The sequence below is a fragment of the Pseudomonas sp. BNK-45 genome (assembly GCF_047456255.1).
Lineage (GTDB): Bacteria > Pseudomonadota > Gammaproteobacteria > Pseudomonadales > Pseudomonadaceae > Aquipseudomonas.
Map to the genome: position 1 here is coordinate 4,146,794 of NZ_CP179909.1, position 11,520 is coordinate 4,158,313.

The following is an 11,520-nucleotide window of genomic DNA, read 5'->3' on the forward strand; positions in this document are numbered from 1 at the left end:
CCAGCGGGCGTACGTCGAGCGCAACATTCCGGCGCCAGGGCCGGGTTGCTGAGCAAAAAGTGCGGGGTGCGTGTTGGAATTTGTGCGCATTGTCGCATATGTAAACGAGCAGTTGTATGACGCTCGGGTAGGGAATTTAGCCAGGTGGCGCGATGTTCAGTGGTCACCGGCTGCGGTGCGGGCAGGAATCAGCGCTTGGATAAAGGCTTGCAACTGCGCGGCGGCCTCTCGCGGCGAGGCCTGGAGCAGGCAGTGTGGGCCGTCGATCTCCACCAGGTGCGCATCCGGGCGCAACTGCCTGACCAGGGCCGCCGCCGAGTCGGGCACCAGCCGATCGCGGGAGGCCCGCAGGTACAACACAGGCACCGAGGTTTCGCTCAGGGCCCGGCTCGCGTCCACCGCGATCACCTCTTGCAGCCGGGCCTGCAATACGGGTGGCGCCACCTGGGCAATGGCGGCCCCCAGCGCCTGGCGCAGCGATGGCGTGGAAAAACCGCCGAGCAACAGGGCGTCCATCGGCCAGAAGGGCAAGCGCCCCATGGGCAACAGCCCGAACAGCGGCGCCAGGGGCGCCAGTGCCGGCCGTGGGTTGCGCACAAAACTGCAGCACAGCACCAGCCCCTGCAATCGCGCCGGACGCCGGGCGGCAATGCTCACCGCCACCGGGCCGGAAAACGACTCGCCCAGCAATACGAACGGGCGGTCCGTCGGCAGCTGTTGCCATACCCGTTGCACCAGGGCGGCGTAGTCCAGCACCTGATCGGCGGGGTAATCCAGCACCTGCACGGGCAGGCTCGGGTCCAGGGCCAGGCGCAGCGGTTCGAACAGGGTGCCGGTGCCATCCATCCCCGGCAGCAGGATCAGGGTTGGCAAAACAGTGGGGGCGATCAATGGCGCTGTCCTTGCGGGGCGGAAGGGAAGTGGGCGGCGCGCAGCATAGCGCAGCCACCTGTTCGACACAGCCCTCAGGGGCAGGCCAGAGGGCTGCAGAGGGTTTTGTTGCGCTGCATCAAAACCTCACCCGATACCGGCAATTTTCTACAGAAGTAGCGCAGCTTTTCACAAATTTGAGTTAACCCTTGGTTACAAACTGTGGCTAAAATGCCAGCCGACGGCCAGATGCCGAGGGTCGGATCGGCGATGGAAACCTTCGCCGATCACGCTTTTTTCAACTCAGACGCTGCCATTTGCCTTTGGCCCTCCGGGCTTTCAGGGGCGCAGCATGTTCTCTTCTGACGTGTGACGATTTCCGTGAAACTCATCATTGCCGCTGTATACGTTTTATCCATTGCGTACGTACACCTGCGGGGGCGCGTGCGCCATAAACTGGGACGCCAACTCAGCGATCACTCGACCTTCCTGGCCCCCATCAACTGCTTCCTTTATCTGTTCTCCAAGTTTCCCAACCGGCCCTACCTGGACCCGGCCGACTTCCCCGAGATGAACAAGCTGCAGGAACACTGGGAAGAGATCCGCGCCGAAGGTCAGCAACTGTTGCAGGCCGGGGAGATCAAGCGCTCGGACCAGTACAACGACGTGGGTTTCAATTCGTTCTTCAAGACCGGCTGGAAGCGCTTCTACCTGAAGTGGTACGGCGACAGCCACCCTTCGGCGATGAAACTGTGCCCGCGCACCACTGAACTGGTGCAGAGCATCGGTTCGATCAAGGCGGCCATGTTCGCCGAGTTGCCACCGGGTTCGCGCCTGGTGCGTCACCGCGACCCCTACGCCGGGTCCTACCGCTATCACCTGGGGCTGTCCACGCCGAACAACGAGGGCTGCTTCATCGAAGTCGACGGCGAGCGCTATCACTGGCGCGACGGCGAAGCGGTGATGTTCGACGAGACTTACATCCACTACGCGGAAAACACCACCGAGCAGAACCGCATCATTCTGTTCTGCGACGTCGAGCGGCCGATGAAGTATCGCTGGGCCGCGGCGTTCAACCGCTGGTTCAGCCGCACCGTGATGTCCGCCGCCGGCTCGCCCAACGACGCCGGGGACAAGACCGGTGGCCTCAACCGCGCCTTCAACAAGCTGTACAAGATCCGCCTGCGGGGCAAGGAGCTGAAGAAGCGCAACCGCACCCGCTACTACCTGGAAAAGTGGGCGATCTTCGCTGCATTGCTGCTGCTGTTCATCTACATCTGATCGACCCGGCCGGCACTCGGCCGGCAGCGGTTTCCGGTCGCAGGCCGGTGCGGGAGCTGGCTTGCCAGCCAACGCCCCCTCAAGCCTGCGGCCGGGCTCGGCGGCCTCTTCGCCGGCAAGCCCGCGGACATCGGGTGTTACGTTCTGCAGGATTATTTAATTAACAAAGCCGAACCCTGGGCGTAGCGTGGAATCGTATTCGATACCTTGTCGCTCCTCAGGAGGCTTGTCATGAACAGTCTGGCTCGCGGCTTTGCCGCATTGATCACGCTGGCTTGGGCCAGCGGCACTGCCTGGGCCGCCAGCCCTGAAACGCCTCCTTTCAACGCCCTGCCAGGTTCCGTGCAACTGGCGCAAAACCTGCCCAACAGCGGCAACAACGACCCCTACAGCAACCCCATTCGCCGGGCCAATCCCAACAGCATGCAGGGCACCCGCAGTGCCACTCCGCCGGTGCGCGGCCCCGGCACCGCGCCCATTGGCCGGCCGCCGACCCTGGAGAACGGCGGTATCGGCAACGGCTATCCCCGTGGCGGGGTGCAGCTGCCAAACCCCGACCCGCGGGTGCAAAGTCCTCGAAACATCGATAACGACAACAGCAACCGGCGCTGAGCTGTCTTGCTGGATGGGCGGCCGCTGCGGTGCGGCTCGCCAGGGATTCTCTTGAGCCATAGAAGGAAGCGAGCATGTTGCGTAAAACCTTTTTCGCCACCTTGTGCGCCAGCGTTCTGCTGGGCGGTGCCTGGCCCGCTGCGGCGGCCAGTGCCCAGTCCTTCGCCAGTGAGCAGGGCCGTCTCAGCCTGACCCCGGTGATGCAAGGTCTGCAGCATCCCTGGGCCCTGGCATTCCTGCCGGATCGCCAGGGCCTGCTGGTCACCGAACGTCCCGGCAACCTGCGGGTGGTGAGCCCGGACGGCAAGCTGTCGGCGCCGTTGAGCGGGGTGCCCAAGGTCTGGGCCAATGGCCAGGGCGGCTTGCTCGACGTGGCACTGTCGCCGGACTTCAAGCAGGACCGCCTGGTGTACCTGTCCTACGCCGAGGGCGGTGGCGAGGGCGGGACTGCCGGCACCGCCGTGGGGCGCGGGCGCTTGAGCGACGACCTGAGCGGGCTCAAGGATTTCCAGGTGATCTTCCGCCAGGAGCCCAAGCTGTCCACCGGCAATCACTTCGGTTCACGGCTGGTGTTCGACCGTGACGGCTACCTGTTCATCACCCTGGGGGAGAACAACAACCGGGCCACCGCGCAGGACCTGGACAAGCTTCAGGGCAAGATCGTGCGCCTGTATGCCGATGGCCGGGTGCCGGACGACAACCCCTTTGTCGGCCAGGCCGGGGTGCGGCCGGAGATCTGGAGTTTCGGCCACCGCAACCCCCAGGGCGCGGTGCTCAATCCCTGGAGCGGCACCCTGTGGGAGAACGAGCACGGGCCCAAGGGCGGCGACGAGATCAACCTGATCGAGCGCGGCAAGAATTACGGCTGGCCCCTGGCGACCCACGGGGTCAACTATTCCGGCCAGCCGATTCCCGAGGCCTCGGGCCAGACGGTCCCGGGCACCGTGGCCCCGCATCATGTCTGGGAAAAGTCTCCCGGCATCAGCGGCATGGCCTTCTACGACGCCGATCGCTTCAAGCCCTGGCAGCACAACCTGTTCATCGGCGCCCTGGCCGGCCGCGAACTGATCCGCCTGCAATTCGATGGCGACCGAGTCGTTCATGAAGAGCGTCTGCTGGGGGACCTCAAGGCGCGCATTCGCGACGTGCGCCAGGGGCCGGACGGTTATCTGTACATCCTCACCGACGAGGATCAGGGCGGCCTGTACAAGGTTGGCCTGGAATAATCCGCCCCAACACCTCCAAGCGTAGGAGCTGGCTTGCCAGCGAAAGCGTCGGCGAGCACAGCACCAGGCTCAAGGACCGCTTCTTCGCCGGCCAGCCGGCTCCTACGCCTGGGGGCGCGAGGAGAGGATCACCGCGGCGCGCAGCTTGCTGCTGCCGAAGCTGCACATCTTGTCGAACTCGCCGTGGCTCACCGGCAGGTGCTGGCAGTCCATGGGCTGGCGGTGCTGGCTGTGGTCCACATCCGGATCGTGCAGGTAGACGAAGTCGTCGTCGCAGTCGGTGACTATCACCCAGTGGGGGGCCTTGGAACGGGTCAGGCGGTAGCTGCTGATCAGCACCAGGGGCTGGCCGCCTTCACTGAGGCGCTTGGGCAGGTCCAGCGGTCCTCCCAGTACCTGCTGCACTTCGCTGGCGTCCAGTTCCCTGCAGAACTCGTCGTGGACCAGGCGCATGACGTCCTTTTTATGCTCGTCACGCACGCCATTGAGAAACAGCGGCCCGGCGCTGTTGACCTGCAGGCGCACCGCAAAGCCCCGGCGCCAGGCAGCCAGCGCCAGGCCCTGGGGGCTGCAGCCGCCGTGGCCCGAGGTCATGAACACCGTGGTGGCTTCACGCCAGATCTGCAGTTCCTCGCGCCGCTCCAGCGGGCGCGAGGGTTGCAGCGCGGCCATGGCCATCAACAGGCAGGCCGGGCCGCAGGTGAAGTCGGTGGTCTGCTGGTAGTAAGGCACGCGGATGCTGCGGGTTTCGCGGTGCTGGAGGATGCGCTTTTCCAGGCGCAGGGCATCGGCGTGGTCTTCGTAGTAGTCGTGGATCCGGGCAAAGCGCCGGTAGCCATGGCGTTCGTACAAGGCCAGCGCCGCCGGATTGTCGGTGCGGACCTCCAGGCGCAGATAGGCGCAGTCATGGGCCAGGGCGCAGGCCTCGATCCGTTGCAGCAGGCGTTTGCCCAGGCCCAGCCCCCGGGCGTCCTCGGCAATGGCGATGGAGTACAGGCGCGCCAGGGAGGTGCCGCGATGAAACAGCACCAGGGCATAGCCCAGCACGCGCCCCTGATGTTCGGCCACCAGCAGTTGCCCGTGCGCGCGGTTGATCATCCACTGGAAGCTGCGCGGGGTCAGCCGGTCGCTGGTGAAACATTGCTGTTCCAGGGCCACCAGCGCCGGCAGATCGTCGGGGGTTGCAGTGCGAAAGACAAGATCCATATAACCGCCGTAAAAGTTGCGTAACGAAACGAGACTTCAAAAAAAGTTCGTGCTTAATAGAAAGGGTCAGGTTCTAAAGCGAGAGCGAACTTTATGTCAGCGGTACAAGGTCATTGGCGAGAAGTATCCGAGCAAAGTTTGCCGGCGACAATCACTTCGACAAGTTATTTTTCCCCACTGGGCAGAACTTCAAGTCAAGTCATCATCATTGTCGAACGCAAGGAAGATTGGGCCTCTTACTTTCCCAGCGAAGACATTCTCACGGCCCAGGAATACCTCGAACAAAGCCGCGAAAGTGTGCCGGGAAAACGGGTCCAGGTGATCAACCTGTGCCGCAGCTACAAGTATCTGGGGCACGGCTACTACTGCTCGTTGCTGGCCGAAGCCCGCGGCCACCGGGTCATTCCCTCGGTGCGCACGATCAGCGAACTGACCCGCAAGGCCCTTTACGGACTGGCTCTGGACGACCTGGACAAGACCCTGGAAAAGGCCCTGAGCAATCACCTTTACAGTGATACCGAAGGCTTCACCTTGACCCTTTACTTCGGCAGGACACATATAGAGCCATTGCAGGAGTTGGCCCGCCAGTTGTTTGAACTGTTTCCCTGTCCGATCCTGTTAGTTGATTTCAAGAGAACTGACAGTTGGCATATCGAAGGCGTGAAGTCCGGTGCCTTGCACAAGTTGCGCGACGATCAGGAAGACCAGTTTGCCAACTCGCTGGACAGTTTCAGCCGCAAAGTCTGGCGGGTGCCGCGATCCCGGCAACTGGCCCGTTATGACTTGGCGATACTCCACGATCCCCATGAAGCGCTGCCGCCTTCCAATGCCCGGGCGCTGGAGAGTTTTATCCGGGTCGGCAAGGGCCTGGGCATCGATGTGGAGCTGATCGAGAAGAAGGACTACTCGCGGCTGGCCGAATACGACGCGTTGCTGATCCGCGAAACCACCAGCGTCGACAACCACACCTACCGCTTTGCCAAGAAGGCCGAGAGCGAAGGGCTGGTGGTGATGGACGATCCGACCTCGATCCTGCGTTGCACCAACAAGGTCTATCTCACAGACCTGCTCAAGGGCCATCAACTGGGCATGCCCGCCACCGAGATTCTCTACAAGGAGCGACCGGAGGATTTCGAGCGAGTGGGCGAACGCCTGGGCTTTCCCCTGGTGCTGAAGATTCCCGACGGCTGCTTCTCCCGGGGGGTGATCAAGGTCGAGAGCCAGCAGGCGCTGCTGGCGGCCACCGCCGAACTGTTCGAGCACTCGGTGCTGCTGCTGGCCCAGGAATTCTTCTACACCGAGTACGACTGGCGCATCGGCGTGCTCAACCGCAAGCCGATCTTTGCCTGCCAGTACTTCATGTCCAAGGGCCACTGGCAGATCTACAACCACAAGGCCAAGGGCCAGGACATCAACGGCGAGTGCCGCACCCTGGCGGTCCACGAAGCACCGCGGGCGGTGGTGGAGCTGGCAGTGAAGACCGCCAACCTGATCGGCGACGGGCTGTACGGGGTCGACCTCAAGCAGTCCGGGGACAAGGTGGTGGTGATCGAGGTCAACGACAACCCCAACCTCGATGCCGGCATCGAGGACGCCTACCTGCAGGACGACCTGTACTCCCTGGTGCTGGAGGAATTCGTCCGCCGCCTGGAACTCAAGCGTCGCGGCCAGGCCTGGTGAGGCGGCGATGCTCCACAGCTATCGGCTGGACCTGGGCAGGTTGCAGGCGGCACCGGCAGGGGAGGCCCAGGTCATGCTGTTCAGCAACCCGGACCTGGCGGAGCGCGAGCTGTTGCACAGCGCCTTCAAGCTCGATGAGCACGCCCTGGCCTCGGCGCTGGACCCGGACGAAGTGTCGCGCATCGAATTCCATCCCGATTACCTGTTCCTGATCTGGAAGCGACCGGAAAACTATTCCGGTGGCGGCAGCCTGTCCTTCGAAGTGTCGTCCTGCGGCCTGCTGTTCTGCCCCGACCGGCTGCTGGTGATCGCCCCCGACGACACGCCACTGCTGGGCCTGGGGGCGCGGCATCATCTGCACACCCCTCTGGACGTGCTGCTGGACCTGTTGCTCAACAACATCCATCACTACCTGGGGCACCTCAAGGTGATCAAGCTGGTGGCCCGGGAGCTGCAGCACAAGTTCAACAGCTCGATGGAAAACCGCCACCTGATGCAGATGTTCAACCTGAGCGAGAGCCTGATCTATTACCTCAATGCCCTGCACAGCAACGGCGCGCTGCTGACCCGCCTGCGCAACCATGCCGAAAAGGAGCGTTTCGGCCCGCAGGCGGTTGGCCTGATCGACGACCTGATCATCGAGAACAACCAGTGTTACAAGCAGGCGGAAATCTACTCCACGGTGTTTGCCGGGCTGATGGACGCCCGGGGCAACCTGATGAACAACAGCACCAACAAGCTGCTGCGCAAGCTGACGCTGATCAATGTGGTGTTCCTGCCGCTGAACCTGATTGCCAGCATTGGCGGCATGTCCGAGTTCAGCATGATGACCGCTGGCACGCCGTGGTGGATCGCCTATTCGCTGTTGCTGCTGGCCATGCTGCTGGCGGCGGCCGGCATGTCCCTGGGGCTGCGTCGGCTCACCGGCCACAGTGACCGGGCCGGATGAGGCTTACTGCGGCTGCAGGGTCAGCACCTCAAAGCCGTCGCGGGTCACCGCCACCGTGTGCTCCCACTGGGCCGAGAGGCCGTTGTCGCGGGTCACCACGGTCCAGCCGTCCTTGAGCCCGCGGACCCGGGCGCTGCCCTGGTTGAGCATGGGTTCGATGGTGAAGACCATGCCTTCACGCAGTTCCAGGCCGGTGCCGGGACGACCGAAGTGCAGGATCTGCGGCTCCTCGTGCATCTGCCGGCCGATGCCGTGGCCGCAGTATTCGCGCACCACGCTGTAGCCCTTGGCCTCGGCGTGGGCCTGGATGGCATGGCCGATATCGCCGAGGCGAGCGCCGGGGCGCACCACCTTGATCGCCGCCCACATGGCCTCGAAGGTGGTGTCCACCAGGCGCCGGGCCTTGGGGCCGACCTCGCCGATCAGGTACATCTTGCTGGAGTCGGCGATGTAGCCGTTCTTTTCCAGGGTGATGTCGATGTTGACGATGTCGCCGTCCTTGAGCACGGCCCTGGCGTCGGGCATGCCGTGGCACACCACCTCGTTGATCGAGGTGTTGATGCAATAGGGGTAGTTGTACTGGCCCTTGCTGGCCGGGCGCGCCTTGAGCTGGTGGCGGATGAAGTGCTCCACCGCGCTGTCCAGCTCCAGGGTGGACAGGCCGGCGCCGACAAAGCCGTCGAGGAAACTGAACACCTCGGCCAGCAGCCGCCCGGATTCGCGCATCAGCGCCAGTTGTTCTGGAGTCTTGATCAATGCCGGGGTCATGCCTGCCCCCTGAGCAGATCGGTCTTGTTGAGCAGCAACTTGTTGATCAGGTCGTTGTAGGCCAGGTGCGGGTTGAGCTCGGCCAGCAGGCCGATCTTGATCCAGAACTCGGCCTGGGCGTTGATCGAGCGATCCATGGCGGCGCTGGCCACGCGGATCTGCTGGTGCAGTTCATCGGAGATCTTGACGATGCCCATGTTTGGGGGCTCCCTTGAGCAAATATATGAATCGTATATGTTTCGTATAATCAGCTGCAAGCTGCAAGCTGCAAGCGGTGAGCGGTGAGCGGTGAGCGGTGAGCGGTGAGCAGGAGGGAGCAGGAGCTGTGGTGTTGGGTGTCAGTCTCGGAGAAAAGCATTGACCGCCAGGGGCCGGCGCGGTTAGTTTCCGGTCCATGACTTTTTCTGCCTATCGTTCCCAGCCAAGCATTATTACCGCCATTCCTGATTGGCGGGCTTGCTGACGACTGCACCCAACCCGCCCTGGAGGCGGGTTTTTTCTCTCTGTCTCCCGGGCTCCGAACACAGCCAGGAGCACCCTCATGAATCACCCCAGCCGTCTTGCCAGTACCCCTTTGCCCAGCGCCGACATGGCCTTGCTGGAGCGCTACGTGAAGATGATCCTCGCCGCACCGGTGTACGACCTGGCGATCTGCACACCGCTGCAGGCCGCCCCCGCGCTGTCGCAGCGGCTGGGCAATCAGATCCTGCTCAAGCGCGAGGACCTGCAGCCGACCTTTTCCTTCAAGATCCGTGGTGCCTACAACCGCCTGGCGCAACTCACCCCGGAGCAGAAGCGGCGGGGGGTGATCACCGCGTCCGCCGGCAATCATGCCCAGGGCGTGGCCCTGGCCGCTCGGGAGCTGGGGATCAAGGCCACCATCGTGATGCCCGCCAGCACCCCGGAACTCAAGGTGCTGGGAGTGCGCAGCCGCGACGCCGAGGCGATTCTGCAGGGCGAGAGTTTTCCCTTTGCCCTGGCCCACGCCCTGAGCCTGGCCCAGCACACCGGGAGCACCTTCGTCTCGCCCTTTGACGACCCCCATGTGATTGCCGGGCAGGGCACCGTGGCCATGGAGATCCTGCGCCAGCACCCGGGGCCGCTGGATGCGATCTTCGTCCCGGTGGGCGGAGGCGGGTTGATCGCCGGGATCGCCGCCTACGTCAAGTACCTGCAGCCACAGATCCGCATCGTGGGCGTTGAGTCAGAACATTCCAACTGCCTGCAGCAGGCATTGGCGGCGGGGGAGCGGGTGGTCTTGCCCACGGTGGGCACCTTTGCCGACGGCGTCGCGGTGGCGCAGATCGGCGAGCACGGTTTTCAGATCTGCCGGCATCACGTGGACCAGGTGATCAGCGTCAGCAACGACCAGCTGTGCGCCGCCATCAAGGACATCTACGACGACACCCGCTCGATCACCGAGCCTTCCGGCGCGCTGGCGGTGGCCGGGATCAAGCAGTACGTGGCCCAGGGCGGCATCAGCGGCCAGACCCTGGTGGCCATCGACTCCGGCGCCAACATCAATTTCGACAGCCTGCGCCACGTCGCCGAACGCGCCGCCTTGAGCAGCATTCCGGCCTAGCCGCTGGCTTGCCAGCGCAGACGCCCGTCAGAGCGGCCCCCGTCGTTGCGGCCTGTGCGCCGGCAAGCGGAAGGCCGCCCGGCCGTTTCCTATGAGAGCAGTGGACGCAGGAAGCTGCGCTCGTAACTGAGGATGAATTTCTTCTCCATCACCGACGCCACCAGGGCCACGCTGTCCGGATCGCTGAGGGCGTTCTGGCGATAGGCTTCGTAATCGGCCAGGGACGGGAAGCTGAACAGGCAATAGGCAATGTTGCTGGCCCCTTCCGAGGGCAGGAAATAGCCATGGTGGGTGCCGCCCAAACGCCTGACCACGGCGATCCAGGCTTTGGAATAGGCTTCGAACTCGGCCAGTTGGTAGGGATCGATCACGTATTTGACATGGCAGGTAATCAAGGCGGGAACTCCGGGCGAGGGCAAGGATCAGCGTTGTATCAGGTGTGACTCTTGGAGCGGGCGACGCTGTTGAGCAAGACACGGGCATTCTGCGGGGCGGCAAACCCGCCGCGCAACCGCCTGCCATGGCCGGCTTAAAGTCGAAACCCCCGGAACTGAGAGCGAAATCGAATTTAGCAAGGTCGCCAAAGCGGCCTACTCTGTAACCTGGCTTCGTCTGTTAGGACAAAACGGACCTGAGCCAGGATCGCTAACGAACACGGATGTCGCGACCAGCAGGGACTCGCCCATTGACTGGTCGTGTTGAATAGATGGAGAGCGTCAGCATGTTTTTATCTGCCCTGGAACTGCGCAACATCATTGAGAGCAGCTTTCTGCCCAAACGCTGCCAATGCACCCTGAGCCCGGACCTGTCGATGACGGTCAAGGTCTATGGCGACCATGAAACCGACCGGGTCGAGCTGGTGGTCAGCGGCATCGACGCTGCGCAGCTCAATGGCTGCCGGGAAATCAACGAACTGATCGCCGAATTGCGCTACGACCTGGCCAATGCCCCGGGCGGGTTGCCTGGTCTCAAGCGCAGGGCCCATTGAGCGCGGTCCCCTGACAACGCTCACCTTGGCGGGTCCCTTGGGCGGCACGCCGCATCAGTTTTCGTACATGCAGGCGTGGGCGTGCTTCTGGTAGGAGATTTCCGCCAGTTCTCCCGCCTTGTTGATGTAGCGCATATTGGCGGTCACCACCTCGCAGCGACTGGTCGGCGGCTCGGTCATCGAGATGACCTTGGCGACGTCCAGGCGCATGCCGTACTGATAGGGCACGACTTCAACGTTGACATCCGAGGCCTGGGCCAGGCCGGTGAATCCGCACAGGGCCAAGGCGGCCAGGGCAAAGCGCTTGCGTGTGTTCATAGTGGTTCTCCATTACAGACAGTGACGGTTCAGCCCGAGG

At 63.4% G+C, this 11,520-nt stretch carries 13 protein-coding genes; 7 read left to right on the forward strand and 6 right to left on the reverse strand.

Features of this window, described 5'->3' with window-relative positions:
• Nucleotides 1–156 precede the first annotated feature (156 nt).
• Nucleotides 157–891, reverse strand: a complete 735-nt coding sequence (locus ACMGG8_RS19085; protein WP_414158155.1) for an alpha/beta fold hydrolase — start codon at nt 889–891, stop codon at nt 157–159.
• Between the two features lie 360 nt (nt 892–1,251).
• Here ACMGG8_RS19085 and lpxO point away from each other — a divergent pair, with 360 nt between their 5' ends.
• From lpxO to ACMGG8_RS19100, 3 genes are all read left to right on the forward strand, one after another.
• On the forward strand, nt 1,252–2,151 hold the full coding sequence (gene lpxO / locus ACMGG8_RS19090) for a lipid A hydroxylase LpxO (protein ID WP_060839362.1): 900 nt from the start codon (nt 1,252–1,254) through the stop codon (nt 2,149–2,151).
• Between the two features lie 231 nt (nt 2,152–2,382).
• Nucleotides 2,383–2,763, forward strand: a complete 381-nt coding sequence (locus ACMGG8_RS19095; RefSeq protein ID WP_414158156.1) for a hypothetical protein — start codon at nt 2,383–2,385, stop codon at nt 2,761–2,763.
• Nucleotides 2,764–2,837: 74 nt separating this feature from the next.
• A complete protein-coding gene (locus ACMGG8_RS19100) occupies nt 2,838–3,989 on the forward strand; it encodes a PQQ-dependent sugar dehydrogenase (RefSeq protein WP_414158157.1) in 1,152 nt (383 codons plus the stop codon).
• Between the two features lie 102 nt (nt 3,990–4,091).
• On the opposite strand, the gene rimI is transcribed toward ACMGG8_RS19100, so the two are convergent.
• The gene (rimI, locus tag ACMGG8_RS19105) at nt 4,092–5,195 is read right to left on the reverse strand and encodes a ribosomal protein S18-alanine N-acetyltransferase (protein WP_414158158.1); all 1,104 of its coding nucleotides are present in this window, start codon (nt 5,193–5,195) and stop codon (nt 4,092–4,094) included.
• 93 nt (nt 5,196–5,288) lie between these two features.
• Between rimI and ACMGG8_RS19110 the strand changes: the two genes are divergently transcribed.
• Together ACMGG8_RS19110 and ACMGG8_RS19115 are read left to right on the forward strand one after the other, a co-directional pair.
• A complete protein-coding gene (locus ACMGG8_RS19110; RefSeq protein ID WP_060843627.1) occupies nt 5,289–6,875 on the forward strand; it encodes a RimK family protein in 1,587 nt (528 codons plus the stop codon).
• A 7-nt stretch (nt 6,876–6,882) separates the two neighbouring features.
• The gene (locus tag ACMGG8_RS19115; protein ID WP_414158159.1) at nt 6,883–7,824 is read left to right on the forward strand and encodes a magnesium transporter CorA family protein; all 942 of its coding nucleotides are present in this window, start codon (nt 6,883–6,885) and stop codon (nt 7,822–7,824) included.
• A gap of 3 nt (nt 7,825–7,827) precedes the next feature.
• On the opposite strand, the gene map is transcribed toward ACMGG8_RS19115, so the two are convergent.
• Both map and ACMGG8_RS19125 read right to left on the reverse strand, forming a co-directional pair.
• Nucleotides 7,828–8,592 (reverse strand): type I methionyl aminopeptidase, encoded by a 765-nt coding sequence (gene map, locus ACMGG8_RS19120; protein ID WP_060839356.1) that lies wholly within the window; start codon nt 8,590–8,592, stop codon nt 7,828–7,830.
• A complete protein-coding gene (locus tag ACMGG8_RS19125) occupies nt 8,589–8,789 on the reverse strand; it encodes a ParD-like family protein (protein ID WP_047304509.1) in 201 nt (66 codons plus the stop codon). Before ACMGG8_RS19125 ends, map begins: the two co-directional genes overlap by 4 nt.
• A gap of 344 nt (nt 8,790–9,133) precedes the next feature.
• Here ACMGG8_RS19125 and ilvA point away from each other — a divergent pair, with 344 nt between their 5' ends.
• Nucleotides 9,134–10,174, forward strand: a complete 1,041-nt coding sequence (gene ilvA, locus ACMGG8_RS19130; RefSeq protein ID WP_108543819.1) for a threonine ammonia-lyase, biosynthetic — start codon at nt 9,134–9,136, stop codon at nt 10,172–10,174.
• Between the two features lie 89 nt (nt 10,175–10,263).
• Here ilvA and ACMGG8_RS19135 read toward each other — a convergent pair whose 3' ends face one another.
• A complete protein-coding gene (locus ACMGG8_RS19135) occupies nt 10,264–10,569 on the reverse strand; it encodes an NIPSNAP family protein (RefSeq protein ID WP_060839355.1) in 306 nt (101 codons plus the stop codon).
• Nucleotides 10,570–10,895: 326 nt separating this feature from the next.
• On the opposite strand from ACMGG8_RS19135, the gene ACMGG8_RS19140 reads away from it, so the two are divergent.
• Nucleotides 10,896–11,162, forward strand: a complete 267-nt coding sequence (locus tag ACMGG8_RS19140) for a DUF1652 domain-containing protein (RefSeq protein ID WP_060839354.1) — start codon at nt 10,896–10,898, stop codon at nt 11,160–11,162.
• Nucleotides 11,163–11,216: 54 nt separating this feature from the next.
• Here ACMGG8_RS19140 and ACMGG8_RS19145 read toward each other — a convergent pair whose 3' ends face one another.
• A complete protein-coding gene (locus tag ACMGG8_RS19145; protein WP_047304506.1) occupies nt 11,217–11,480 on the reverse strand; it encodes a DUF2790 domain-containing protein in 264 nt (87 codons plus the stop codon).
• Nucleotides 11,481–11,520: the final 40 nt, after the last annotated feature.